Annotated in this window: 25 protein-coding genes, 1 tRNA gene and 1 other RNA gene; 9 read left to right on the top strand and 18 right to left on the bottom strand. The window is 69.4% G+C overall.

Annotated features, from left to right (window positions below):
• Positions 1-47: 47 nt before the first annotated feature.
• Positions 48-133 (bottom strand) — tRNA-Ser (locus MCHLDSM_RS22695).
• A 60-nt stretch (positions 134-193) separates the two neighbouring features.
• Here MCHLDSM_RS22695 and ffs point away from each other — a divergent pair.
• The 3 genes from ffs (at position 194) to MCHLDSM_RS22685 (ending at position 3,594) form a co-directional block, all read left to right on the top strand.
• An RNA gene (gene ffs, locus MCHLDSM_RS35415) (signal recognition particle sRNA small type) lies at positions 194-288 on the top strand.
• A gap of 39 nt (positions 289-327) precedes the next feature.
• Positions 328-1,626 carry an aspartate aminotransferase type Ic gene (locus MCHLDSM_RS22690; protein ID WP_048472124.1) on the top strand — a complete coding sequence of 433 codons (1,299 nt, stop codon included), beginning with the start codon at positions 328-330 and terminating at the stop codon, positions 1,624-1,626.
• Between the two features lie 27 nt (positions 1,627-1,653).
• A complete protein-coding gene (locus tag MCHLDSM_RS22685) occupies positions 1,654-3,594 on the top strand; it encodes a DNA polymerase III subunits gamma/tau (RefSeq protein ID WP_048472123.1) in 1,941 nt (646 codons plus the stop codon).
• Between the two features lie 8 nt (positions 3,595-3,602).
• On the opposite strand, the gene MCHLDSM_RS22680 is transcribed toward MCHLDSM_RS22685, so the two are convergent.
• The 3 genes from MCHLDSM_RS22680 to MCHLDSM_RS22670 are packed head-to-tail and all read right to left on the bottom strand — an operon-like array spanning position 3,603 to position 6,725.
• Entirely contained in the window at positions 3,603-3,983 is a 381-nt protein-coding gene (locus MCHLDSM_RS22680) for a phage holin family protein (protein ID WP_048472122.1), read from the bottom strand.
• 31 nt (positions 3,984-4,014) lie between these two features.
• Positions 4,015-5,337, bottom strand: a complete 1,323-nt coding sequence (locus MCHLDSM_RS22675; RefSeq protein ID WP_048472121.1) for a class I SAM-dependent methyltransferase — start codon at positions 5,335-5,337, stop codon at positions 4,015-4,017.
• Complete coding sequence (locus MCHLDSM_RS22670) at positions 5,334-6,725, bottom strand: FAD-binding oxidoreductase (protein ID WP_048472120.1); 1,392 nt, start codon at positions 6,723-6,725, stop codon at positions 5,334-5,336. The genes MCHLDSM_RS22675 and MCHLDSM_RS22670 overlap by 4 nt, the downstream gene beginning before the upstream one ends.
• A 67-nt stretch (positions 6,726-6,792) precedes the next feature.
• Here MCHLDSM_RS22670 and MCHLDSM_RS22665 point away from each other — a divergent pair, with 67 nt between their 5' ends.
• Positions 6,793-7,254 carry an SRPBCC family protein gene (locus MCHLDSM_RS22665; RefSeq protein WP_048472873.1) on the top strand — a complete coding sequence of 154 codons (462 nt, stop codon included), beginning with the start codon at positions 6,793-6,795 and terminating at the stop codon, positions 7,252-7,254.
• A gap of 7 nt (positions 7,255-7,261) precedes the next feature.
• On the opposite strand, the gene MCHLDSM_RS22660 is transcribed toward MCHLDSM_RS22665, so the two are convergent.
• Entirely contained in the window at positions 7,262-8,011 is a 750-nt protein-coding gene (locus MCHLDSM_RS22660) for an Rv3717 family N-acetylmuramoyl-L-alanine amidase (protein ID WP_048472119.1), read from the bottom strand.
• Positions 8,012-8,122: 111 nt separating this feature from the next.
• Here MCHLDSM_RS22660 and MCHLDSM_RS22655 point away from each other — a divergent pair, with 111 nt between their 5' ends.
• From MCHLDSM_RS22655 to MCHLDSM_RS22645, 3 genes are all read left to right on the top strand, one after another.
• On the top strand, positions 8,123-8,464 hold the full coding sequence (locus tag MCHLDSM_RS22655) for a YbaB/EbfC family nucleoid-associated protein (RefSeq protein ID WP_048472118.1): 342 nt from the start codon (positions 8,123-8,125) through the stop codon (positions 8,462-8,464).
• A 4-nt stretch (positions 8,465-8,468) separates the two neighbouring features.
• Positions 8,469-9,080 (top strand): recombination mediator RecR, encoded by a 612-nt coding sequence (gene recR, locus MCHLDSM_RS22650; protein WP_043413292.1) that lies wholly within the window; start codon positions 8,469-8,471, stop codon positions 9,078-9,080.
• 129 nt (positions 9,081-9,209) lie between these two features.
• A complete protein-coding gene (locus MCHLDSM_RS22645) occupies positions 9,210-10,097 on the top strand; it encodes a type IV toxin-antitoxin system AbiEi family antitoxin (protein ID WP_048472117.1) in 888 nt (295 codons plus the stop codon).
• Here the strand turns inward: MCHLDSM_RS22645 and MCHLDSM_RS22640 are convergent.
• Together MCHLDSM_RS22640 and MCHLDSM_RS22635 are read right to left on the bottom strand one after the other, a co-directional pair.
• Positions 10,094-10,810 (bottom strand): type 1 glutamine amidotransferase, encoded by a 717-nt coding sequence (locus tag MCHLDSM_RS22640; protein ID WP_048472116.1) that lies wholly within the window; start codon positions 10,808-10,810, stop codon positions 10,094-10,096. The two genes, MCHLDSM_RS22645 and MCHLDSM_RS22640, sit on opposite strands and share 4 nt — an antisense overlap.
• Positions 10,807-12,030: a Mur ligase family protein gene (locus tag MCHLDSM_RS22635; protein WP_048472115.1), complete on the bottom strand. Its 1,224-nt coding sequence runs from the start codon at positions 12,028-12,030 to the stop codon at positions 10,807-10,809. Before MCHLDSM_RS22635 ends, MCHLDSM_RS22640 begins: the two co-directional genes overlap by 4 nt.
• Before the next feature lie 77 nt (positions 12,031-12,107).
• Here MCHLDSM_RS22635 and MCHLDSM_RS22630 point away from each other — a divergent pair, with 77 nt between their 5' ends.
• Entirely contained in the window at positions 12,108-13,109 is a 1,002-nt protein-coding gene (locus MCHLDSM_RS22630) for a DEDDh family exonuclease (RefSeq protein ID WP_048472114.1), read from the top strand.
• Between the two features lies 1 nt (position 13,110).
• Here the strand turns inward: MCHLDSM_RS22630 and MCHLDSM_RS22625 are convergent, their stop codons facing one another.
• The 11 genes from MCHLDSM_RS22625 to MCHLDSM_RS22575 all read right to left on the bottom strand — a co-directional run bounded on the left by MCHLDSM_RS22625 (position 13,111) and on the right by MCHLDSM_RS22575 (position 24,044).
• Positions 13,111-13,365 (bottom strand): hypothetical protein, encoded by a 255-nt coding sequence (locus MCHLDSM_RS22625; RefSeq protein ID WP_048472113.1) that lies wholly within the window; start codon positions 13,363-13,365, stop codon positions 13,111-13,113.
• Between the two features lie 67 nt (positions 13,366-13,432).
• The gene (locus MCHLDSM_RS22620) at positions 13,433-13,816 is read right to left on the bottom strand and encodes a PLDc N-terminal domain-containing protein (protein ID WP_048421069.1); all 384 of its coding nucleotides are present in this window, start codon (positions 13,814-13,816) and stop codon (positions 13,433-13,435) included.
• A gap of 67 nt (positions 13,817-13,883) precedes the next feature.
• Complete coding sequence (gene leuA, locus MCHLDSM_RS22615; RefSeq protein WP_048472112.1) at positions 13,884-15,695, bottom strand: 2-isopropylmalate synthase; 1,812 nt, start codon at positions 15,693-15,695, stop codon at positions 13,884-13,886.
• A gap of 168 nt (positions 15,696-15,863) precedes the next feature.
• The gene (locus tag MCHLDSM_RS22610; protein WP_048472111.1) at positions 15,864-16,523 is read right to left on the bottom strand and encodes a helix-turn-helix domain-containing protein; all 660 of its coding nucleotides are present in this window, start codon (positions 16,521-16,523) and stop codon (positions 15,864-15,866) included.
• Between the two features lie 11 nt (positions 16,524-16,534).
• Positions 16,535-17,719, bottom strand: coding sequence for an NAD(P)/FAD-dependent oxidoreductase (locus MCHLDSM_RS22605; RefSeq protein WP_048472110.1), 1,185 nt, complete (start codon positions 17,717-17,719; stop codon positions 16,535-16,537).
• Positions 17,716-19,044, bottom strand: a complete 1,329-nt coding sequence (locus tag MCHLDSM_RS22600; protein WP_048472109.1) for an FMN-binding glutamate synthase family protein — start codon at positions 19,042-19,044, stop codon at positions 17,716-17,718. Before MCHLDSM_RS22600 ends, MCHLDSM_RS22605 begins: the two co-directional genes overlap by 4 nt.
• Positions 19,041-19,733, bottom strand: coding sequence for a GltB/FmdC/FwdC-like GXGXG domain-containing protein (locus MCHLDSM_RS22595; RefSeq protein WP_048472108.1), 693 nt, complete (start codon positions 19,731-19,733; stop codon positions 19,041-19,043). The genes MCHLDSM_RS22600 and MCHLDSM_RS22595 overlap by 4 nt, the downstream gene beginning before the upstream one ends.
• Positions 19,721-20,629, bottom strand: coding sequence for a class II glutamine amidotransferase domain-containing protein (locus tag MCHLDSM_RS22590; RefSeq protein WP_048472107.1), 909 nt, complete (start codon positions 20,627-20,629; stop codon positions 19,721-19,723). Before MCHLDSM_RS22590 ends, MCHLDSM_RS22595 begins: the two co-directional genes overlap by 13 nt.
• 29 nt (positions 20,630-20,658) lie before the next feature.
• Complete coding sequence (gene glnT / locus MCHLDSM_RS22585) at positions 20,659-21,969, bottom strand: type III glutamate--ammonia ligase (RefSeq protein WP_048472106.1); 1,311 nt, start codon at positions 21,967-21,969, stop codon at positions 20,659-20,661.
• Positions 21,970-22,084: 115 nt separating this feature from the next.
• Positions 22,085-23,338 (bottom strand): ammonium transporter, encoded by a 1,254-nt coding sequence (locus tag MCHLDSM_RS22580; RefSeq protein ID WP_048472105.1) that lies wholly within the window; start codon positions 23,336-23,338, stop codon positions 22,085-22,087.
• Between the two features lie 109 nt (positions 23,339-23,447).
• Positions 23,448-24,044 carry a nitroreductase family protein gene (locus MCHLDSM_RS22575; protein WP_048472104.1) on the bottom strand — a complete coding sequence of 199 codons (597 nt, stop codon included), beginning with the start codon at positions 24,042-24,044 and terminating at the stop codon, positions 23,448-23,450.
• Between the two features lie 84 nt (positions 24,045-24,128).
• Here MCHLDSM_RS22575 and MCHLDSM_RS22570 point away from each other — a divergent pair, with 84 nt between their 5' ends.
• Complete coding sequence (locus MCHLDSM_RS22570; protein WP_048472103.1) at positions 24,129-25,394, top strand: aspartate kinase; 1,266 nt, start codon at positions 24,129-24,131, stop codon at positions 25,392-25,394.
• The last annotated feature ends 1 nt before the right edge of the window (position 25,395 follow it).

Raw genomic sequence — 25,395 nt, 5'->3', positions numbered from 1 at the left:
GGGTGCGACCGTGCGAGTCGTCAGCCGATCGCACCCCGGGCCGAGTGCGGAGGATAGGGGATTTGAACCCCTGAGGGCTGTTAACCCAACCCGCGTTCCAGGCGAGCGCCATAGGCCACTAGGCGAATCCTCCGCGGGCCATGGTAGCCGACCCACATGGTGACTCCCCACATCTCCCACCGGCTAGACTCTCCGTGGACCCCGCGCGGCGTCCATCCTGTGAACTCCCCCAGGGCCGGAAGGCAGCAAGGGTCAACGGGCTCTGGCGGGTGCGCGGGGTCCCCTGTTTCTCCGGGACTCCCACCCCACGACGGTGAAAGGCGAGCGGTGTCGTTTCAGTCGCTGGGCCGCGACGAACTCGTCGGCCAGCACGAGCTGCAGCAGCGCAATTACGCCGAGCTGCAAGCCAAGAACCTGCACCTGGACCTGACCCGTGGCAAGCCCTCGCCGGCGCAACTCGACCTGTCCAACGGCCTGCTCGACCTGCCGGGCAGCGGCCTCGACGCGTACCGGGACGGCGAGGGCACCGACACCCGCAACTACGGCGGCCTGCACGGGCTGCCGGAGCTGCGGGCGATCTTCGGTGAGCTGCTCGGCATCGGGGTGCCCAACCTCATCGCCGGCAACAACGCGAGCCTGGAGTTCATGCACGACGTGGTCGTGTACTCGCTGCTGCACGGCGGCGTCGACTCGCCGCGGCCGTGGATCGACGACCTGCGCGACGGCACCGGTGTGAAGTTCCTGTGTCCTTCCCCCGGATACGACCGACACTTCGCGATCACCGAGACCCTCGGCATCGAGATGATCACCGTGCCGATGCGCGAGGACGGCCCCGACGTCGACCTGATCGAAGAGCTGGTCGCCGCCGATCCGGCGATCAAGGGCATGTGGTGCGTACCGGTGTACTCGAACCCGACCGGCACCACCTACTCCTGGGAGACGGTCCGTCGCCTGGTCCAGATGCCCACGGCGGCAACCGATTTCCGACTGATGTGGGACAACGCGTACGCGGTGCACACGCTGACGCACGACTTCGCCAAACAGGTCGACGTGCTGGGCCTGGCCGCGGCGGCCAACCACCCCAACCGGCCGATGGTGTTCGCGTCCACGTCGAAGATCACCTTCGCCGGGGGCGGTGTCAGCTTCTTCGGCGGCTCGCTGGGCACCATCGCGTGGTACCTGCAGCACGCGGGCAAGAAGTCCATCGGCCCGGACAAGATCAACCAGCTGCGGCATCTGCGCTTCTTCGGCGACGCCGACGGCGTGCGGGTGCACATGCGCCGCCACCAGGAGCTGCTCGCGCCGAAGTTCGCGCTCGTGCTCGAGATCCTCGACCAGCGGTTGGGCGAGTCGAAGATCGCGTCGTGGACCGAGCCCAAGGGCGGTTACTTCATCAGCCTCGACGTGCTGCCCGGCACGGCCAAGCGCACCGTGGCCCTGGCCAAGGACGCGGGCATCGCGGTGACAGAGGCCGGCGCGTCGTTCCCCTACCGAAAAGACCCGGACGACAAGAACATCCGCATCGCGCCCACGTTCCCCGGGATGTCCGATCTGCGGGAGGCCATCGACGGGCTCGCCACGTGCGCGCTGCTCTCGGCCACCGAGTCGTTGCTGGCCGACAAGTAGTCGGTCGGGGTCGGTAGCCTCTTCGGCGTGGCTCTCTACCGTAAGTACCGACCGGCGACGTTCGCAGAGGTCGTCGGCCAGGAACACGTCACCGAGCCACTGTCTGTGGCGCTGAACTCCGGGCGCATCAACCACGCCTACCTGTTCTCCGGGCCGCGGGGGTGCGGCAAGACCTCGTCGGCGCGGATCCTGGCGCGGTCGCTGAACTGCGCGCAGGGGCCCACCGCGACGCCGTGCGGGGTCTGCGATTCGTGCGTCGCGCTGGCCCCCAACGGTCCCGGCAACGTCGACGTCGTCGAACTCGACGCCGCCAGCCACGGCGGCGTGGACGACACCCGTGAGCTGCGCGACCGCGCGTTCTACGCGCCGGCCCAGTCGCGGTACCGCATCTTCATCGTCGACGAAGCGCACATGGTGACCACCGCGGGCTTCAACGCGCTGCTCAAGATCGTCGAGGAGCCACCCGACCACCTGATCTTCGTGTTCGCGACCACCGAGCCGGAGAAGGTGCTGCCGACCATCCGGTCCCGCACCCACCACTATCCGTTCCGGCTGCTGGCTCCCCGCACGATGCGCACGCTGATCGAGAAGATCGTCGCGTCGGAGAGCGTGGACGTCGACGACGCGGTCTACCCGTTGGTCATCCGCGCCGGCGGCGGCTCCCCGCGCGACACGCTGTCGGTACTCGATCAGCTGCTCGCCGGCGCTCACACCGACTCGGCAGGCTCGAGCCACGTCGCCTACCAGCGGGCGCTGGCACTGCTCGGCGCCACGGACGTGGCGCTGATCGACGACGCGATCGACGCGCTGGCGGCCGGGGACGCCGCCGCGCTGTTCGGTGCGGTCGAGGGTGTGGTGGACGCCGGCCACGATCCGCGCCGCTTCGCCACCGACCTGCTGGAGCGGTTCCGGGACCTGATCGTGCTGCAGGCCGTGCCCGATGCGGTCGCGCGCGGTGTGGTCGACGGAGCGCAGGACGAGCTGGAGCGGATGCGTGAGCAGGCTGCGCGGATCGGCACCGCCACGCTGACGCGCTACGCCGAGGTGGTGCACGCCGGGCTGGGGGAGATGCGCGGTGCGACGGCGCCGCGGCTGCTGCTCGAGGTGGTGTGCGCGCGGCTGCTGCTGCCCTCGGCCAGCGACACCGAGGCCGCGCTGCTACAGCGCATCGAGCGCATCGAGACGCGGCTGGACATGTCGATCCCCGCCGACGAGAACGGCGCCGCGCGGCCTGCCGCCCCGGTCAAGCAGTACGTCCGCAAGACCAGGGCCGCCGAGCCGGCCGCCGAACCCACGCGCGCGGCCGCGCCTGAGCCGACGCCCGCGCCCCCGCCGGCGCCCGAGCCGCCTGCTCCGGCACCGGCTCCCACTCCGACGCCGGCACCGCCGCCTGCTCCGGCGCCCAAACCCGTTGCCGCAGAACCGACCCCGTCACCGCCGCCGGTGCGGCCGCCCGCCGCCCCCGCGGTCGAGGCGCCCCCGGTCACCCCCGCCGCCGCGGTCGCCGCCGGCGAGCCGAACGCCGCGGCGGTGCGCAGCATGTGGACGACCGTCCGGGAGAAGGTCCGCGAGCGCAGCCGCACCACCGAGGTCATGCTCGCCGGTGCGATCGTGCGGGCCGTCGAGGGCAACACCCTGGTGCTGAGCCACGAATCGGCGCCGTTGGCCAAGCGGCTCACCGAGGCGCGCAACGCCGACGTCATCCGCGAGGCCCTCAAGGATGCGCTCGGGGTGAACTGGAACATCCGCTGCGAGACCGGCACCGCGCCCGCGGCAGCAGCGCCCACAGCGGCCGAGCCGCGGCGCCTCCCCGATGAACCGCCCCCGCCCCCCGACGGCGACGACGAGGAGAGCATGCTCGCCGAGGCCGGCAACGTCGACCCGGCCGCGCCCCGGCGCGACCCGGAAGAGGCTGCGCTGGAACTGCTGCAGAGCGAGCTGGGAGCGCGCCGCATCGACGGCGGATAGCCCGTGACCTAGGCGGCGGTCTTCTTCTCCCGCAGCACCAGCAGCGGCAGCACCACCGTCGCGACCGCGGTGACCAACCACACCACCACGGTCGCGCCGATCCAGGACCCGACGCCGCGGATGCTCAAGCCGTGCGACAGAAGCGACGCCAGTAACAGGGCCGCAAACGTCGACACCAGGCCGATGCCGCCGAGGAAGGCCGACGCATACCGGCTGGCCATCTTCAGGAAGAACGGCGACAAGATCGCCTGCGCCACCGTGAAGATCACCACCGCGGCGACGAATCCCCACGCCGACAACGTCACCCCCGGCACCAGCCACGCGGCCACCAGCAGCCCGATGGCCGACGACCCGAGAAAGATCGCGACGCGCAGCAGGAAGCGGACCATGCCGGGATCGTAGCTCCCGTCGTGGCTGGAATCAGGCGGTCCACCAAGGCCGCAACGGCAGGCCACCGTCACGGCCGCGCTCGTCGAGCTTGACCGCCAGCACCTGATGCAGCTGGATCGCGTTCTGCTCGAAGCCGACCCGCGAGCCGGCCATGTACAGGCCCCACACCTTCGCGGTCGCGAGCCCGACCTCGGCCACCGCCTCGTCCCAGTGCTCGACGAGGTTGCGGTTCCAGTCGCGCAGCGTCATCGCGTAGTGGTTGCGCAGGTTCTCCTCGTGCACCACCTCGAGCCCGACGTCCTGGACCTCGGTGATGATCCGGCCGGAACCGGTCAGCTCCCCGTCGGGGAACACGTACCGGTCGATGAACCCGCCGGCCGCGGCGCCGTGCCGGTTGTCGTGGCGGGTGATGCAGTGGTTGAGCAGCAGCCCGCCCGTGCGCAGCTTGGACTTGAGGAACCGGAAATAGGCCGGGTAGTTGGCCACCCCGATGTGCTCGGTCAGACCGATGGACGACACCGCGTCGAACTGGGACTCCCGCACGTCGCGGTAGTCGCTGTGGCGCACCTCGGCGAGGTCGCCCAGCCCCTCCTCCGCGATCGCCTTCTGCGCCCACTCGGCCTGCTGCTTGGACAGCGTGACGCCGATCGCCGTCACGCCGTGCCGGGCGGCGTAGCGCACCATGCCGCCCCAGCCGCACCCGACGTCGAGCAGTCGATCGCCCGGCTGGAGGCGCAACTTCTCGAACACCAGCCGGTACTTGTTGTCCTGCGCTTCCTCCAGCGTCGCCTCGGGATGCTGGTAGCACGCGCAGGTGTAGGTCATCGACGGGCCGAGCACCCACTCGTAGAAGGTGTTCGAGACGTCGTAGTGATGGTGGATCGCCTCGGCGTCACGAGTTTTGCTGTGCCGCAGACCTTCTGCGAACCGGCGCCAGCGCGGCAGCGCCTCCTGCGGCGGCGGCGAGATCGGCTTCAGATGTTCGATGCCGATCGAGCGGATGACCTGGGCCAGCACCCGCGCCGACGGGCGCTTGAAGTCGAGCTTCTCGGTCAGCGCGTTGAGCAACTCGTACGGATCACCCGGGTGCACCCCGTGCGCCTCGAGATTGCCCGAGATGTAGGCGCGAGCCAGCCCCAGGTCGCCGGGCGCGGTCGCCAGATACGTGGTGCCGCGCGGCGTCAGCAGGTCCAGACCCAAAGCGGCGTCATCCGGTCCGGCGCTGCTGCCGTCATAGGCCGTGAACTTCAGCGGCCGGGTGCCGGAGGCGAAGATCTCCAGGATCTCCGCCAGCGTCAGGCGGCCATCGGCCGGGTTGGCCGCGTCCGTCGGTCGTTCCCGAAAAGTCGTCATTGTCGCCGTACCGCCTTCGCATACAGGTCGAGGAACCGGGAATCCGGGTCGTAGATCTTCTTCACCGTCGTGTACACCTCGCCGCCGTAGAGTTCGTCGAACTCCTCCGGCGAATAGAAGGCATCGGAGTACAGCGATTTGTGTCCGTCGAGGTCGCTGACCTTCCGCTCGATCATCCGGTTCGTGTACCCCTCCTCGGGTCCGACAGGCACCGAGGACCAGAATCCGACGTTGACGTAGCTGTGATGCGGCCGGATCGGATACAGCGGCCAACCGCCGGTGGAATTCGGCGCGTCGCGAAGCCGCAACGGGCACAGCCAGATCGGCTCGATCGGAACGGTGGCCAGGAACCACTCGACGAATTCGGCGGTCCGCTCGATGGGCACCTCGACGTCCTGCACCACCCGTTCCCGCGGTGGGCGGCCGTTCCGCTTCTCGATACGGTCGGCGATGTCGAACCGCTGGTCGTACCCGATGAGCTTCCAGTAGAAGCTGGACCGCCGCAGGCGCCGCGGCCAGAACCGCCGGATCCGCGGGTCCTGCGCGCCGAAAGCCCGTGAGCACCAGAACCAGTCGGTGTCCCAGCGCCACAGGTAGTCGTGGATGGTCAAGCGGTCGTGCTTCTCCCCGGAGGGATGTTGGATCGACCGGTAGTAGATCTGCTGACCGGTGTAATCGCTGACCGGGCCCGGCGTCGCCGACTGGACGCCCAGACACAGGTAGCTCTCGTCGGCACTGAAGACGACGCCGTCGAGGTAGTCGACCCGCTCGCCGTTCCAGCCGCCCGTCTCGATGATCCGGTCCATCGCCTCGATCAGGGCGTCGATCGCATGGAATCGCACGTGCCGCAACGCGACGAACGGCTTCACCGGTTCGAGCTCGATCTTCAATCGCACCGAATAGCCGAGCGTCCCATAGGAATTCGGAAACGCATGGAAGAGATCGGGATTCTCCGTGGGCGACGCGCGCACGACATCGCCGGTGCCGGTGAGGATGTCCATCTCGAGCACGGATTCATGGGGCAGACCGTTGCGGAACGACGCCGACTCGATGCCGAGGCCGGTGACCGCGCCCCCGAGCGTGATCGTCTTGAGCTGCGGGACCACCAGTGGTGAGAGCCCGTGCGGCAGCGTCGCGGCGACGAGATCCTCGTAGGTGCACATGCCGGCGACGTCGGCGGTCCGCGCCACCGGATCGACGGAGATGACATCGGTCAGGCCCGAGACGTCGAGGCCGGGGGCGGTGCTCTTCGCGCGGGCACGAAAGAGATTGGACGTGGGTTTGGCCAGACGCACGGTGGCACCGGGCGGAATCGCCCGATAGCTGGCCAGAAGCCGCTCCACACCGTCGGCGTGAGCTGCACGTGCGTCGGTTGCGGGAACAGACACACATATACGCTAGTCCGCGGTGGCACCCGATGCGACCGCACCCGAGCCAGATGAGGAGTTCGCACCGATGGGACAGGTCAGCGCGTCCAGCACGGTATTGATCGACGCCGACCCGGCGACAGTGCTCGGCGCCGTCGCCGACTACCAGGCGATGCGGCCGAAGATCCTCTCGGAGCACTACAGCGGCTACCGAGTGCTCGAGGGCGGTCAGGGCGCCGGCACCGTCGCCACCTGGAAGCTGCAGGCCACCAAGTCGCGCTCCCGCGACGTCAAGGCCACCGTCGACGTCGCCGGTCACACCGTCATCGAGAAGGACGCCAACTCGTCGATGGTCACCAATTGGACCGTGGCACCTGCCGGTCCGGCGGGGTCGTCGGTGACCCTCAAGACGTCGTGGCAGGGCGCCGGCGGCGTCGGCGGCTTCTTCGAGAAGACGTTCGCGCCGATCGGGCTGCGCAAGATCCAGGCCCAGGTGCTGGGCAACCTCAAGCGCGAGGTGGAAGGCACCGAGGCCGTCCAGGACGTGTAGCGGGCGGCTAGCCGCGCTGGGCGCTCAGGAAGGCCACGATCCCGCGGACCACGGCGTCGGCGTACTTCTGCCGGCCCTCGGCGGTCGTCATCAGGCCCGAGTCGATCGGGTTCTTCATGTTGCCGCACTCGACGAGGATCGACGGATACTGCGCCAGGTTGAGCCCGGCGATGTCGGATCGCGGGTTCAGCCCCGACGAACCGATGTAGGTCGACGGGGGGATGCCCGAGCCGGCCATCTGGTCGCGCATCACCTGGGCGAACTGCACGGCCGGACCCGCCTGCGCAGCGTTGAGCGGCGGCGACGAGTACAGCACGTGGAAGCCGCGTCCGGTGGGCGGACCGCCGTCGGCGTGGATCGAGACGACCGCGTTGGGCCGGATCGCGTTGGCCATCGCGGCGCGCTCGTCGACGCAGGGTCCGGGTCCGCTGTCGTCGCCCCGCGACATCGCCGTCCGCACGCCCAGCCCGGTCAGGGCCTGCCGGACCCGCAGCGTGGTGTCCCAGGTGAACGTGTGCTCGGGGAAGCCGTCCGCGGTGGAGGTGCCGCTGGCCTGGCAGTCCTTGGTGCCGCCGCGGCCGGTGGGCACCTGACGGCCCATGTCGGGCATCGACGCCTGATGGCCGGGGTCGAGGAACACGATCATGCCCGCGATGTTGGTCGGCGCGGCCTGCGCGGGGGCGGCCAGCGTGGAGGCGGCGACGAGCAGCCCGGCGGCGAGGGTGGCGCCGACACGCACGGCAGCTCGGAATGGCACGGCGCCACGGTAGCCCGCCCGCCGACTAGGCTGAAACCCCGAAGCGTCGCTTTCGACGTGAGCGCAACCAAGTCGAGACCGACACGCAATCAACACCCCAGAGGAACAGCTATGCAGCCCGGTGGCCAGCCCGACATGTCAGCACTCCTCGCGCAGGCCCAGCAGGTGCAACAGCAGCTGATGGAGGCGCAGGAGGCGCTGGCGAACTCCGAGGTGCACGGCCAGGCCGGCGGCGGGCTGGTGCAGGTCACGATGCGCGGCAGCGGTGAGGTGGTGGGACTGTCGATCGACCCGAAGGTCGTCGACCCGTCCGACGTGGAGACGCTGCAGGACCTGATCGTCGGCGCGATCGCCGACGCCGCCAAGCAGGTCACCATCCTCGCCCACGACCGGCTGGGCCCGCTGGCGGGAGGGCTGGGCGGTCAAGGATTCCCCAGCCTGCCGGGGATGTGACTCTTTGTTCGAAGGACCCGTCCAGGATCTGATCGACGAGCTCGGCAAGCTGCCCGGGATCGGGCCCAAGAGCGCCCAGCGCATCGCGTTCCACCTGCTGTCGGTCGAGCCGCCGGACATCGACCGGCTGACCGCCGTGCTGAACAAGGTCCGCGACGGGGTGACGTTCTGCGCGGTGTGCGGCAACGTCAGCGACGAGGAACGCTGCCGCATCTGCTCCGACCCGCGCCGCGACGCGTCGCTGGTGTGCGTGGTCGAGGAGCCCAAGGACGTGCAGGCGGTGGAACGCACCCGCGAGTTCCGCGGGCGCTATCACGTGCTGGGCGGGGCGCTGGATCCGCTGTCCGGCATCGGCCCCGATCAGCTGCGGATCCGCGAACTGCTGAACAGGATCGGCGAACGCGTCGACGGCGTCGAGGTGGCCGAGGTGATCATCGCGACGGACCCGAACACCGAGGGCGAGGCGACCGCCACGTATCTGGTGCGGATGCTGCGGGACATCCCGGGGCTCTCCGTGACGCGGATCGCGTCGGGGCTGCCGATGGGCGGGGACCTGGAGTTCGCCGACGAGCTGACGCTGGGCCGCGCGCTGGCGGGCCGTCGCGCGATGGCCTGATTCGCGGGGCCGGGCCGGCTGGGGTCACGCGTCACGCGTTGAGATCCACGTTTTGCAGCGGGCTACTCGAACTTTCGTTGCAGAACGTGGATTTCGTGGGATGTCGGTGGCGGTTGACAGCATGGCGGCATGAACAGGGTTGTCCTCGGTGGCGAGGCTGTGCAGGCGGGCGTGGCGACCAGGCACGAACTGGCGCGTGACTACACGAAGCTCTACCGCGGGGTGTTCGTCCGCAAGGGTGGCGAGATCACGCTGCGTGACCGGGCGATCGGTGCCTGGCTGGCGACTGGCCGCAGGGGCGTGATCTCCGGAGTGACGGCAGCCGCGCTGCACGGCGCGCCGTGGGTGGATTCGACGCTTCCCGTGGAGGTGACCGGCGTGAAGGGCAGACCGCAGGAGGGGCTGACGCTGCGGACCGAGCTCCTGGCCCCCGATGAGGTCACCCGCGTCGGCGGACTCCCCGTCACCACCCGGGTCCGGACGGCCTTCGACCTCGGGCGCCACCTCGACAGGGCTGACGCGCTCGCCCGACTCGATGCGCTGATGTGGAATCAGCGCTTCGATATCGCCGAGGTCGCCGCGCTCGCCGAGCAGCGCCCCCGGGCCCGCGGAGTGATTCAGCTGCGCGAGCTGTTGCCGCTCATCGATGGCGGTGCCGCGTCGCCGCGGGAGAGTGCTCTGCGACTGCATCTGCACGACAACGGGTTTCCGCGACCCGAGACCCAGATTCCGGTGGTCGACGGTTCACGGCCCGTCGCGTTCCTCGACCTGGGGTGGCCGGAGTACGGCGTCGCGGTCGAGTACGACGGTGATCACCACCGGAAGGACCGCTCTCAGTACGTCAAGGACATCGGACGGTTGCGGATGCTCGAACAGATGGGCTGGATCGTCATACGGGTGATCGCCGAGGAGCGGCCGGCAGTGTGGCTGGACCGCGTCGAGGCCGCGCTGCGTAGTCGTGGCTGTGCACTCGACCCGAGCGACAGCCAGCGTGTCGTGCGGAATCTGGCCGCCTAGACCCGGCGCGGGGCAGCCAGCCGCTCCCGGCGCAACTGGTCGACCTCCGGAAGGTCGAGCGGCGCAAGGGGTCCCACCACCTTGGCGAGAAGGTAGTCGGCGAGTTCGGGGTTGCGGGCCAGGCAGCAGCCGTGCAGATAGGTGGCGACGACGCTGCCCTGCACCGCGCCGTCGACGCCGCCGCCTGCCCGGTTGCCCGCTCCCTTGGTCACGGCGGCCAGTGGTCGCGCGTCGGCGCCCAGATCGGTTCCGCCGCGGTGGTTCTCGAACCCGGTGAGGGATTGGGTGAGACCGTCGATCAACGGTGTCGACGCCACCTCCCCGATGGTCCTCTCGGCCTGCGGGGAGGTCGTCACGTCGAGCAGTCCGACGCCTTCCACGCGCTCGCCCGCCGACGTCTCGTACCAGTGGCCGAGAACCTGGATCGCCGCACAGATCGCCAGCACCGGCGCACCCCGCGACACCGCCTGCTGCAGACCGGGATAGCGGATCAGATGCTTGGTCGCGAGTCGCTGCGCGTAGTCCTCGGCGCCGCCGAGTGTGTACAGATCGAGTTCGCCGGGCACTGGATCGTCGAGGGTGATCTCGACGATCTCCGCGTCGATTCCCCGCAGCCGCAACCGTTGTCGCAGCACCACGGAGTTGCCGCCGTCGCCGTAGGTGCCCATCACGTCGGGCAGCACCAGCCCGATCCGCACCGCCGATTGGCTCATCCCAGCGCCCGATTCAGTTGCAGGAACGCCGTGTAGTTGGCCAGCACCTCGACGTGTCCCGGCGGGCAGGACCGGATCGCGGCCATCGTGTCGTGCACCAGCGTGTGGCCGACGCCGGCGTAGCCGAGGCGGACGGCCAGATCGGTGCCGCGTTCCCCGGCGGCCACCACCGGAACCGACTCGAAGTGTTCGAACTTCACGTCCCACAACCAGGACAGGTCCTCGCCGTCGGGCACCTGGCCGTTGACCGAGATCACCACGCCCGCGGCATCCCGATCGACCATGGACAGCGCCTCCTGCCACCCGGCCGGGTTCTTCGCCAGCAGGATCCGTGCGGTGTGCGCCGATCCGACAGGGACCGTGCGATAACGGCCGGCGACCTCGTCGACGGCGGACACGGCCGCCACCGCGGCGGCGGGGTCGGCGCCCAGCGTCACCGCCGCGGCCACCGCCTGAGTCGCGTTACCCCGGTTGACGGTGCCGGGCAGGGTGAGCGCCATCGGGAGCGACAGCCCGCCGGGACCGTGGATGTGGGTGTCGTCGAACCACCAGTCCGGGTTCGGCCGCTGGAAATCGATGCCGGTCGAGTACCAGTGGGCGCCCTCGCGCACGATGACCTCGCCCGAGCGGGGACAGCTCACCGAGTCGCTGGCCCAGCCGCCCCCGGCGGCCACCCAGACCACGTGCGGGCTGTCGTAGGCCGCGGACGTCATCAGCACGTCGTCGCAGTTGGCGACCACCACCGCGGCCGGATGGCGGGCCAGCCCGGCGCGCAGGGTGCGCTCGATGTGGTTGATCTCACCCACCCGGTCGAGTTGATCGCGGGAGAGGTTCAGCAGCACGATCACCGACGGGGAGACCGCGTCGCTCACATGCGGCACATGCATCTCGTCGACCTCGAGTGCGGCCAGCGTCGCGTCGGGCGCGGCGGCGAGCGCGGCCACCAAGCCGGCGTCCATGTTGGCGCCTTCGGCGTTGGTGGCGACCGGGCCCAGGGTGGCCAGCGCGGCCGCCGTCATCCGGGTGGTGGTCGACTTGCCGTTGGTGCCGGTGACGACGACGGCGCGACGGCCCTGACCGAGCTGGCCGAGGATCGAGCGATCCAGCGTCATCGCGACCAGGCCGCCGATCATCGCGCCGGCGCCCCGGCCGGTGACCCGGGACGCCCAGCGCGCGCCAGCGCCTGCCGCAAGCGCGACTCGTCCGCGTGGGGTGACCATTCCCGGCAGTTTAGAGAAGCGGCCGACACGCGGCGTGGGGAGCGGGGCTTGTCGGGGCTGCGTGCCATCCTCGGTGTGTGAGCTCAACCGACGCCAGATCCTGGGGCAGGCCCGCCGATCAGGCGGGCTCCGGATGGGCGGTCGTCGACGTCGAGACCTCGGGCTTCCGCCCCGGGCAGGCCCGGATCGTGAGCGTCGCGGCGCTGGCTCTCAGCGACGACGGCAACGTCGAGAAGAGCCTGTACAGCCTGCTCAACCCCGGTGTGGATCCCGGCCCGACGCACGTGCACGGACTCACCGCGGAGATGCTGGAGGGCCAGCCCACGTTCGGAGATGTGGTCGGCGATCTGATCGAGGTGCTGCGCGGCCGCACGCTGGTCGCCCACAACGTGGGCTTCGACTACGCGTTCCTGACCGCCGAGGCGGAGCTGGTGCAGGCCGAACTGCCGGTGGAGACCGTGATGTGCACCGTCGAACTCGCCCGCCGTCTGGATCTCGGTCTGGAGAACCTGCGGCTCGAGACGCTGGCGGCGCACTGGGGCGTCACGCAGATGCGGCCCCACGACGCACTCGACGACGCGATGGTGCTGGCCCAGATACTCAAGCCCGTCCTGGTCCGGGCGCAGGAGCACCGCAAGTGGTTGCCGGTGCACCCGGTGTCCCGGCGCACCTGGCCCAACGGCCGGGTCACGCATGAGGAACTGCGACCGCTCAAAGTGGTGGCTGCCCGGCTGCCGTCCCGCTACGCCAACCCCGGCCGATTCGTCCCTGGCCGGCCGCTGGTGCAGGGGATGCGCGTGGCGGTGGCCGCCGAGGTGAACCACACCCACGAGGAACTCATCGAGCGCATCCTGCAGGCAGGCCTGGCCTACGCCGAATCGGTCGACGCGCACACGTCGCTGGTCGTCTGCGACGCTGCCGCGCCGGAGCAGGGCAAAGGTTTCCAAGCCGGGGAACTCGGGGTGCCGCTGATCGGCGGCACCGACTTCCTGCGCCTGCTGGGCGTCGTGGTCGGGGGGACCGCCGTCGAGGAGTTCACCGACCCCGACGACCCCGACGATCAGCTGGCGCTGTTCTGAATCAGTCGCAGATCCGGCCGGGGTAGCACCCGGCGACGTCCGGCACACCATCCGTGCCGGGCGGTAACTCGCCGACGAGTGCGGGCGGGCCTTCGGCGCCGTCGGGTTCGCAGGGTGTGCCCTCCGTGGCGCTGCCGGGAGGATCGGTGCAGGGAACAGGCTGTGCGGCGGCGACCGGAGCCAGCGAGATCAACGTCGCCATCAACGTCGTCGAAGCCCCGGTCAGCACCGCCGATCCGAGAGTGATGAGTTTCATAGTGCTGGCATTGCCAGCGCGCTCAGGTTCGAAACAGTTCTCTGACAGGACTTTTCAAGATCAGTGCTCAGCGCAGCGCCTTGGCCTTCAGCGCGTCGAACTCGCCCTGGCTGATGGTCCCGCCATCGAGAAGTGCCTTGGCGTCGGCGATCTCCTGCGCCGGGCTGCGGCCCGCCGCGGTCTTGATGTAGTCGTCGGTCTCCTTCTTGGCCTGCATCGCCTGCTCGCGGGCGCGTTCCGCCATGCCCGTGCCCCGGACGATGAGGTAAGCCAGCGCGGTCAGGTAGGGGACCAGGATCAGGAAGATCACCCAGATGGCCTTGACCCACCCCGAGGTCTTGTGGTCACGCCAGAACAGGTCGACCAGGATGTTGAACAGGATCATCAGGTACGCGATGAACGCGAAGATGACGATCGTTGACCACAGGAAATGCCAGAACGTATCCCACATGAGGCCAGTCCAGCACGCGCGCGGTGGCGCGTTGAGGGCCGAAAGACCTCATGGGGGAGGCCGGCTGTCAGTTCCGGGCGGCGCGATTCACCGCGGAGACCACCGCGCGCAGTGATGCCGTCGTGATCGATGTCGCGATGCCGACGCCCCACACGGTCTTGCCGCCGATCGACGCTTCCACGTAGGCGGCGGCCTGGGCCTCTTCGCCCGAGGACATCGCGTGCTCGGAGTAGTCCAGCACGTTGACGTCGTAACCGATCGCCCCCAGCGCATCACAGAACGCGGCGAGCGGTCCGTTTCCGGCGCCGACGATCTCGCGTTCCTCACCGTCGACCTTGACGACCGCGGTGACGGTGTCGGTGCCGCCGTCGACCTCGGCGGCGTCGACCCGCTGCCGCATCCGCTCCAGTGGGCGCACCGGCGCCAGGTACTCCTCGTAGAACGCGTCCCACATCTCCTTGGGGGACACCTCGCCGCCCTCACCGTCGGTGATCGCCTGGATCGCTTGGGAGAACTCGATCTGCAGCCGCCGCGGCAACGCCAGCCCGTGGTCGGCCTTCATGATGTAGGCGACGCCGCCCTTGCCCGACTGCGAGTTGACCCGGATCACGGCCTCGTACGTGCGGCCGACGTCCTTCGGGTCGATCGGCAGGTAGGGGACCTGCCACAGGATGTCGTCGACATCCGAATCCGCTTCGTCTGCAGCCACTTTCATGGCGTCCAGACCCTTGTTGATGGCGTCCTGGTGGCTTCCGGAGAAGGCCGTGTAGACCAGATCGCCGCCGTAGGGATGACGTTCGTGGACCGGCAGCTGGTTGCAGTACTCGACGGTGCGGCGGATCTCGTCGATGTTGGAGAAGTCGATCTGCGGGTCCACGCCGCGGCTGAACAGGTTGAGCCCCAGCGTCACCAGGCATACGTTGCCGGTGCGCTCGCCGTTGCCGAACAGGCAGCCCTCGATGCGGTCCGCCCCGGCGGCATAGCCCAATTCGGCTGCGGCGACCGCGGTTCCGCGATCGTTGTGCGGGTGCAGGCTCAGGATGATCGACTCGCGGCGGGCCAGGTTGCGGCTCATCCACTCGATGGAGTCGGCGTAGACGTTGGGGGTGGCCATCTCGACGGTGGCCGGCAGGTTGACGATCAGCGGGACGTCGGGGGTGGGCTCGACGATGTCGGCGACAGCGTTGCAGACCTCGACGGCGTACTCCAGTTCGGTCCCGGTGTAGGACTCCGGCGAGTACTCGAACCGCCACTGCGTCTCGGGGTACTTGCGGGCCTCGTCGACACACATGCGCGCGCCGTCGGTGGCGATCTTCTTGACGGCGTCGCGGTCGGCGCGGAACACCACCCGGCGCTGCAGGATCGACGTCGAGTTGTAGAAGTGCACGATCGCCCGTGGGGCACCCTGGCAGGCCAGGAACGTGCGTTCGATCAGCTCGGGGCGGCACTGCGTCAGCACCTGGATGGTGACGTCCTCGGGGATGGCGCCCTGCTCGATGATCTCCCGGACGAAGTCGAAGTCGGTCTGGCTGGCCGACGGGAAACCGACCTCGATCTCCTTGTAGCCCATCCGCACCAGCAGATCGAACATGCGGCGCTTGCGGGCCGGGCTCATCGGGTCGATCAGCGCCTGGTTGCCGTCGCGCAGGTCGACCGCGCACCACATCGGTGCGGTGTCGATGGCCTTGTCCGGCCACGTGCGGTCCGGCAGCCGGATGGGCTCGACCTCGTCGGCGAAACTGCGATAGCGGCTGACCGGCATCGACGAGCCGCGCTGGGTGTTCCAGGCGGGCTGGCCGGGATGGGGTTCGCCGGCGGGCGTGGTGATGGTGCGTACCGAGCTGAAGGCGTCGGCGCTGGGAGTGAAGTTCTCGGTCATGTCGGTGCTCCGGATAGGTCTAGGGGAATTCAGACCGGCGCATCGCGAACACCCGCGACGGGAGGCCGGTCTGGATCAGACCCCGTCGCGGCGTCCGAGAAGGAGCACCCGCTGCACGGGAAAGACTGTACTCCTGGGCCGCCGGGGAGCAAAACCCCGCCGGGGGCCTCAGACCTGGGAGTCGGGGAACGCGATCACCGACAGGAACCGGATGGGCACCTCGACCAGATCGACCGGTCCGTGGGCGCCCTCGCCGTCGAACTGCAGCGAGTCGCCGGGGTGCAGCCGGTACACCGAGCGGCTGTGGCTGTAGTCCATGACGCCTTCGAGCATGTAGATGAACTCGGTGCCCGGATGCTGGAACAGCGGATAGGTCTGGCTCTTCTCGGACAGCGTGACCTGCAGGCATTCCAGCCGCTTGTGCTCGCCGCGCAGCGAGCCGAGCAGTTCGTACTCGTGGCCCTCGCGGGTGCCTTCGCGCACGATCCGCGCCCCGGTGCCCGACCGGACGAACGCCGCCGGGCGCTCCACGTCCGCGCCGCGGAACAGGCTCGTCACCGGCACGTCGAAGCCCTTGGCCAGCAGCGCCAGCGTGGACAGGCTGCATGACGTCTGAGCGTTCTCGATCTTGCTCATCATCGCCTTGGAGATGCCGACACGCGCCGCCGTCTCGGCGACCGTGAGGCCCTGCTGCAGCCGCAGCAGCCGCACGTTGCGCCCGATCGCGGACTCGATCTCGAGTTCGTCGACGGGCTCGGCGGGATCGCGGTCCCGGGCCGTGCCCGACTTGTTGCGCAGCAGGGGGACGTGATCGTCAGCAGAGGCCACAGCTCACCTGTCTAGCGCATCTCGCCCGCGCCGACGTACGGGTACGGCGTCCTGAGCGGATCGCCCTCGGCGAACCGTGACAGCCGGAAGTCCGAGGCCGGGATGCGCGGGTCGCCGCTGTGACCGTCGACGACCAGATCGGCGACCAGCCTGCCGACCGCGGGCGCGATCTTGAAGCCGTGGCCGCTGAAGCCGGCCGCGACCACCAGCCCGTCGAGATCGGTCCGCGAGATCACCGGGTTCCAGTCCGGCGTCACGTCGTAGCACCCCGCGTAGCTGCCGGTGATCGCCGCGTCGGGGAAGCCGGGGAACCGTGTCCCGACCTTGTCGACGGTGATGTCGACGAACTCCTCGGTGGCCCGGTTGAGGTAGTCGTCCGGGTCGGCGGTGCGCGCGTCGGCGAGATCGCTGTTGCCGAACAGGATGTCGCCGCCCACCTCGGGCCGGACGTACTGCAGCGAGACCAGATCGGAGAACACCGGCACCGGGCCGGTGGGAACGCCGGGATCGATCATCACGATCTGCTCGCGGATCACCCGGATCGGCACGTCGACGCCGTGCGGCGCGAGCAACGCGGGCGTCCACACCCCGGTCGCGGCGACGACGGTGCCCGCCGAGATCTCGGTGCCGTCGGCGAGAGCCACACCGGTCACCCGGTCGCCGCCGACGGTCAATCCCGTTGCCGCGCAACCCTGCCTGATCCGAACACCGGCAGCGCGCGCCGAGATCGCCAGCGCCTGCGCGGTTTGGTAGGCGTCCCCGTACCCGCCGCGGGGCTCCCACCCGAACGCCGCGAACGGGGTCAGGTCGGCGAACGGCCACAGCTTCGCGACCTCGGTGTGGTCGATCTCCTCGGTGTCCACCCCGACCGCGCGCTGGGCGGCGAGACTCTTGCGCAACGCGTCCACGTTCGGTTCCCCGACGCCGACGACGTAACCGGTCTGCCGGAACCCGATGTCGGTGCCGAAGAGGTCGTCCGCGTGTTCGAAGACCTCCAGCCCGACCGTGGCCATCGCGGCCAGCGAGCTCACCCCGTAGTGGCAGCGCACGATCCCGCTGCTCTTGCCGGTCATGCCGGAGCCGACGGTGTGGCGTTCCACCACGACGACATCGGTCACCCCGCGCTCGGCCAGCGCCCAGGCCGCGGCGCATCCCTCGATGCCGCCGCCGACGATGACGACGTCGGCGGTGCTCACGTGCCCGGAATCCAGCTGGTGCCGGCCAGCGGCACCCGCGCCATCGCTGCGGCCTCGATACTGACCGCGACGAGATCGTCGGGCTCGAGATGGCACACGTGGGATTTGCCGCACGCCCGCGCGATGGTCTGGGCCTCCATGGTCAGCACCCGCAGGTAGTTGGCCAGCCGCCGGCCCGCGGCGACCGGATCGAGCCGGGCGGCGAGTTCGGGATCCTGCGTGCTGATGCCCGCCGGGTCGTTGCCGTCCTGATAGTCGTCGTAGAAACCTGCTGCGCTGCCGAGCTTCTCGTACTCGGCGGCGTATCGGGGGTGGTTGTCGCCCAGCGCGATCAGCGCCGCGGTGCCGATCGCGACCGCGTCGGCGCCCAGCGCCAGCGCCTTGGCGACGTCGGCGCCGTTGCGGATGCCGCCCGACACGATCAACTGGACTTTGCGATGAACCCCCAGCTCCTGCAGCGCCCGCACCGCCTCGGGGATCGCCGCGAGCGTCGGGATGCCGACGTGTTCGATGAACACCTCCTGCGTGGCGGCGGTGCCGCCCTGCATGCCGTCGACCACGACGACGTCCGCGCCGGCGTGCACCGCGAGCTTGACGTCGTAGTAGGTGCGGGTGGCGCCGACCTTGACGTAGATCGGCTTCTCCCAGTCGGTGATCTCCCGCAGCTCGTTGATCTTGATGGCGAGATCGTCGGGTCCGGTCCAGTCGGGATGGCGGCAGGCCGAGCGCTGGTCGATGCCCTGGGGCAGCGTCCGCATCGCGGCGACGCGTTCGGAGATCTTCTGCCCCAGCAGCATTCCGCCGCCGCCAGGCTTGGCGCCCTGTCCGAGCACCACCTCGATCGCATCGGCCTTGCGCAGGTCGTCGGGGTTCATCCCGTAGCGCGATGGCAGGTACTGGTACACCAGGTGCTTGCTCTGGCCCCGCTCCTCGGGTGTCATGCCGCCGTCGCCGGTGGTCGTCGACGTGCCGACCTCGCTGGCGCCGCGGCCCAGCGCCTCTTTGGCCGGACCGGACAGGGCGCCGAAGCTCATGCCGGCGATGGTCACCGGGATGGCCAGGTGCAGAGGATGTTTGGCGTTGCGGTCGCCGAGCACCACGTCGGTGGCGCACCGTTCGCGGTACCCCTCGAGCGGATAGCGCGACATCGAGGCGCCCAGGAACAGCAGATCGTCGAAGTGGGGGAGCCGGCGCTTGGCGCCCCAGCCGCGGATATCGTAGACGCCGGTGTCGGCGGCGCGCTGGATCGCGGCGATGGTGGCGCGGTCGAAGGTCGCGGACTCGCGCAGGCCGAGGCGGGCGCGGTCGTCGGTGGAGGAGGTCATGAGTAGCTCGCAGCGTTGTCGACGTGGAAGTGGTAGAGCGAGCGCGCCGATCCATAGCGCGTGTAGGCGCCGAGGTCGTCACCCTCGAATCCCGCTGCCTTGAGCAGCTCTTCGAGTTCGCGCAGGTGTTCGGCGCGCATCGGTTTGGCCACGCAGTCCGCTCCCAGTGACGCCACGTCGCCGCGCACGTAGATGCGGGCCTCGTACAGGGAGTCGCCGAGCGCCTCACCGGCGTCGCCGCGCACGACGAGCCGCCCCGCCTGCGCCATGAAAGCGCTCATGTGGCCGACGTCGCCGCCCACGACGATGTCCACGCCCTTCATCGAGATACCGCACCGGGCGGCGGCGTTGCCCTCGATCACCAGCAGGCCGCCGTGCGCGGTGGCGCCGGCGGACTGCGACGCGTTGCCCTTGACCCACACCGAGCCGCTCATCATGTTCTCGGCGACCCCGGTGCCGGCGTTGCCGTTGATCACGACATCGGCGTGCTGGTTCATGCCCGCGGCGTAGTAGCCGACGTGGCCGTCGATCGTGACGGTGAGCGGGGCGTTCAGGCCGACAGCGACGTTGTGCGCGCCGGCGGGATGTTCGATGACGAACTCGCCGTGGACATCCGGTGCGTGCAGCGCCGCGTTGACGTCGCGCAGGGCGGTGGTGCGCAGGTCGTACCGGGTCACTATCTGCTCCATGCGTAGACGACCTCCGGTTCGGGTTCCCAGATGCGGGCGTTCTCGACGCCGGGCAGGCCGGCGAGGGCGCGGTATTCGCTGCCCATCGCCACCCAGTCGTCGGTCTCGGCGATGACGGCCGGCTTGCACGCGATCGCGTCGCGCACGACGGCGAACGAGTCACGGTCGGAGACCAGCAGGGTGTAGAAGCCGTCGAACGTGCGGCAGAGCTCCTTGAGGGAACTCTCGACGTCGCGGCCCTCGGCCAGCAGCGCGGCGATGAAGCGGGCGCCGACCTCGGTGTCGTTCTCGCTGTCGAACACCACACCGCGCGCGCGTAACTCGCGGCGGATCGTCGCGTGGTTGGCGAACGATCCGTTGTGCACCATGCACTGTCCCGGACCGACGGCGTACGGATGGCAGCCCGACGGTGTCACCGCGGACTCTGTCGCCATCCGGGTGTGGCCGACGCCCTGCCAGCCCTGCGCGTCGGCCAGCCCCCAGCTCTCGGTGAGCACGCGCGGATGACCGACTCCCTTGAGAACCGCCACGTCCGCACCGAATCCGGCGATGATCGCCTCGGGATAGGCCGCCCGGACCGCCGCGAGCAGCGCCTCCGACGACGCGTCCGACGACAACAGGTGGCTGTCGGCGACTGCGACGCCCTCGACGTCGTCGTCCAGTGCGGTGGCGACCGTGCGCGCCACCAGATCGATGTCCTCGCGCCGGCCGGTGCCCAGGTCGGCCACCGACACACAGCCCTGTCCGGGCGGCGACCACGTCACGTCACCGTAGACGGCGACGCCGGCCGAATCGCTTCCCCTGTCGCCCATTTCGCAGAGCATGCCGGACAGCAGCGTGCCCAGCCGCGGATAGAGCTCGGGTGTGCGCAGGTGCAACCCGACGATGCCACACATGGATTCCTCCGGTTCGGATGATGGCGGTGTCAGAAGGCGGTCAGGTACTGGTCGATCTCCCACGGGCTGACCGCGCTGTGGTAATTGAAGAACTCCTCGCGCTTCACGCCGGCGAAGTAGGCGGCGACACCGTCACCGGCGGCGTCGAGCACGCCGGTGATCACGGGGTCGCCCTCGAACTCCTCGACCGCGTGCAGCAGCGTCGGCGGCAGCGGCCGCGTGCTGACCCCTGCGCCGACGGCGCCCGGATCGGTGCTGCGTTTGATGCCGTCGATCCCGGCGCCCAGCGCGGCCGCGATCGCGAGATACGGGTTGGCCGAGCCGTCGCCGCCGCGCAGTTCGATGCGGTCGGAGTCGGGCACCCGGATGTAGTGGGTGCGGTCGTTGCCGCCGTAGGTGGGCAGCCGCGGCGCCCAGGAGGCCCCCGACGCGGTGGCGACTGCCCCGGTCCGCTTGTAGGAGTTGACCGTCGGGGCGATGACGGCCTGCAGCGCGCAGGCGTGTTCGAGGATTCCCCCGATGAACCCGTACGCCGTGTCGGACAGGCCGAGTCCCCGGGCGTCGTCGGTCTGGGTGGGGAACACCGCGTTGCCGGCACTGGTCAGGGACAGGTGCAGGTGCAGTCCGCTGCCCGTCTTGTCGGCGAACGGCTTGGGCATGAACGTCGCGATCATGCCGCGCTCGGCGGCGATCATCGACAGCAGGTAGCGCAACGTGACCACGCGGTCGGCGGTGGTCAGCGCGTCGGCGAAGGTGAAGTTCTGTTCGAACTGGCCGTTGCCGTCCTCGTGGTCGTTGGCGTAGTTGGACCAGCCGAGCCCGTTCATCGCGGCCGACACGGCGGTCAGGTGGTCGTACATCCGGGTGACACCGCGCGCGTCGTAACAGGGCTGGGCGGCGGTGTCGGCGGCGTCGGCCACCGCGACGCCGCCGTCTCCGGTGCGGCGCAGCAGGAAGTACTCCACCTCGGCGCCCACCCACGGCTCGAATCCCGCGTCACCGCAACGCTGGATGAGGTTCTTCAGGATCACCCGCGGCGCGTACGGCCACGGCGCCCCCTCCACGTGGGGGTCGCAATGCACGATCGCGAGGCCCTCTTTGAGGAACGGGATCGGGGTGAACGACGCCGGATCCGGGATCGCCATCATGTCCGGGTCCTTGGGCTCCTGGCCCATGGCGCCCACGGCGTAGCCCGCGAAGCCGACGCCCTCGGTGGCGAGCATGTCCACCGCCTCGACGGGAACCAGTTTGGCGCAGGGCTTTCCGCGCAGGTCGACGAACAGCGCGAGGATGAACTTCGTGCCGGATCGCTCTGCTGCGACCGCGAGGTCCTGGGTCATATCGGCCACCTAGTGTCTCTTGTTAGGAATCAACGTATCATTTCGTGAAACACCCCGCACATCGAACGGCCGGTGCGGCAGTCGCGCTCTCCGCACCGGCCGGTCGAGTACCGCGCTAGGCGGAGGCGAGCTCGTAGGACGCCTCGCGGTGGAACGCCGCGTCGATGCCCTTCTCCTCGTCATCGGGCGAAATGCGAATGCCGACAGTCTTCTTCAGGGCGAAAGCGATGATGAACGCGACCGTGAAGGAGAACGCCATCACCGCGCCCGCCGCGACCGCCTGACGCCACAGCTGGTCGAAACCGCCGCCGTAGAACAGGCCGTTGGTGGCGTTGGGCATCGTGTCGCTGGCCAGGAAACCGATCAGCAGGGTGCCGATGACGCCACCGACGAGGTGCACACCCACCACATCGAGGGAGTCGTCGTAGCCGAAGCGGGCCTTCAGGCCCACCGCGTACACGCACACCGCACCGGCGATGGCGCCGAGGATGATCGCGCCCACCGGCGTGACCGCGCCACAGGCCGGGGTGATCGCGACCAGGCCGGTGATGGCGCCCGACGCCGCACCGACACCCGTCACGTGACCGTCCTTGATCTTCTCCACGGCGATCCAGGCAAGTGTGGCCGCGCAGGTGGCGACGAACGTGGTGACCATGACGATTGCGGCCGAATTGCCCGCTGCCAGAGCCGAACCGCCGTTGAACGCATACCAGCCGGCCCACAGCAGGCCGGCGCCGAGCAGCGTCAGCGGCACGTTGTGCGGCTTGCGCAGCTGGCCCCAGCTGGCCGACTTGCCGAGCACGATCGCGACGGCGAGTGCGGCCGCGCCGGCGTTGATGTGCACCGCGGTACCACCGGCGAAGTCGATGGCCTTGAGCTTGTTGGCGATCCAGCCGCCGGTGGAGTTCTCGGTGACCACACCGTCGAAGGCGAACACCCAGTGCGCGACCGGGAAGTACACCAGCACCGCCCACAGCGTCGCGAAGCCCATCCACGCACCGAACTTCATCCGGTCGGCGACCGCGCCGGAGATCAGCGCCACCGTGATGGCCGCGAAGAGCGCCTGGAACAACGAGAACAGACTGATCGGCAGCCCGTCGATGGTCGTCATCGGCTCGGTCAGGTTCTTCATGCCCGCGAATTCGGTGAAGCTGCCGACGAACCCGCCGTAGGAGGTGCCGAAGGTCATTGAGAAGCCGAACAGCACCCACAGCACGCCGACGATCGCCACGGCGCCGAACGTCATCATCATCATGTTCGTCGAGCTCTTGACGGACACCATGCCGCCGTAGAACAACGCGAGGCCGGGGATCATCAGCGTGAGGCCGATGATGCAACACAGCATGAACGCGGTCGTCCCTGTATCCATAGAATCTCCTGCGATGGGCGGCTCCGCTGCGGAGCCGTTCACCGACAGTTACCGACGTCTCTGTTACGTGGACGGTTTCGGCAGGTTTCGGCCACGTAACGATCGCGGCTCAGGTTTGCCAGTTCAGCACGATCTCGTTCAGCGGGAGCCGCTCGCGCGGCAGCCGGTCACGCTCGGCGATCGCCGCGTCGACATCGGCGTAGTCGCCGAGCCGGCCCACCGCGATCATCACCAGTGGGCGCAGGGTCGCGGGTAGTCCGAACGTCTCGACGGCGCCCTCGGCGGAGAAACCGGCCATCGGATGGGTGATCAGACCGCGCGACACCGCCTCGATACCGATCAGGGCCATCGCAGCGCCCCCGTCGACCCCGGAGTACAGCGCGGTCTTCTCGTCGTCGCCCTCGTCCGCGCAGAGCAGGATCAGCGCGCCGGCGGCCCGGGCGTAGCTGTTGCCGCGGCGCAGCAGATCCGCGAGCGCCACGAAGGTGTCGTCGCCGCGACGGCCCACCACGAACCGGACCGGCTGGCGCCGGCCCCACGTCGGCGCCCAGCGGGCCGCCTCGATCAGCGCGACCAGATCGTCGTCGCCCAGCTCGGCCGCGGGGTCGAACGCACGCGGACTCCAGCGCGCGGCGATCGGCGGATGCAGCGGGACGGAGGTGTCGGCCAACCGATCGGTCGGGGCGGGATCGGGGGACGGAGCCACCCCCTCGACGCTACCGGCGGGAAAAAACAGGTGCGCGCAGCCTTTATCCTTATCGGGGTCTCCCCCGTTCGAAAGGTTCCTGCAGTGGCGCTCGTCGTACAGAAGTACGGCGGATCCTCGGTGTCCGACGCCGAGCGGATCCGCCGTGTGGCCGAGCGCATCGTCGAGACCAAAAAGGCAGGTAACGACGTCGTCGTCGTCGTCTCGGCGATGGGCGACACCACCGACGAACTGCTCGACCTGGCCAAACAGGTGTCCCCGGCCCCGCCGCCGCGCGAACTGGACATGCTGCTGACCGCCGGCGAACGGATCTCCAACGCGCTGGTCGCGATGGCGATCGAGTCGCTCGGCGCGCAGGCGCGCTCGTTCACCGGCTCGCAGGCCGGCGTCGTCACCACCGGCACACACGGCAACGCCAAGATCATCGACGTCACCCCCACCCGGCTGCGCTCGGCGCTCGACGACGGCCAGATCGTGCTCGTCGCCGGGTTCCAGGGCGTCAGCCAGGACACCAAGGACGTCACCACGCTGGGCCGCGGCGGGTCCGACACCACCGCCGTGGCCGTCGCCGCCGCCCTGAAGGCCGACGTCTGCGAGATCTACACCGACGTCGACGGCATCTTCACCGCCGATCCGCGCATCGTGCCCAACGCGCGGCGCCTCGACGCAGTCTCCTTCGAGGAGATGCTCGAGATGGCCGCCGCCGGCGCCAAGGTGCTGATGCTGCGCTGCGTCGAGTACGCGCGCCGCTTCGACCTGCCCATCCACGTCCGCTCGTCGTACTCCGACAAGCCGGGCACCATCGTCAAAGGATCGATCGAGGACATCCCCATGGAAGACGCCATCCTGACCGGAGTAGCCCACGACCGCGGCGAGGCCAAGGTCACCGTCGTCGGGGTCCCCGACGTCCCCGGCTACGCCGCCCAGGTGTTCCGCGCGGTCGCCGACGCCGACGTCAACATCGACATGGTGCTGCAGAACATCTCCAAGGTCGAGGACGGCAAGACCGACATCACGTTCACCTGCTCGCGCGACAGCGGCCCCGGCGCCGTGGAGAAGCTGACCTCGCTGCAGGACGAGATCGGTTTCACCCGGGTGCTGTACGACGACCACATCGGCAAGGTGTCGCTGATCGGCGCCGGCATGCGGTCGCATCCCGGCGTGACGGCGACGTTCTGCGAGGCGCTGGCCAACGCGGGCATCAACATCGACCTGATCTCCACCTCCGAGATCCGGATCTCGGTGCTGATCAAGGACACCGAACTCGACCGTGCCGTCGAGGCGCTACACAAGGCCTTCGGGCTCGGCGGCGACGAGGAAGCTGTGGTCTACGCGGGAACGGGGCGCTAGC

The organism is Mycolicibacterium chlorophenolicum, assembly GCF_001044235.1.
GTDB lineage: Bacteria > Actinomycetota > Actinomycetes > Mycobacteriales > Mycobacteriaceae > Mycobacterium > Mycobacterium chlorophenolicum.
Note: the sequence above shows the minus strand (reverse complement) of the source record. Positions and strands in the feature narration are given on the sequence as shown.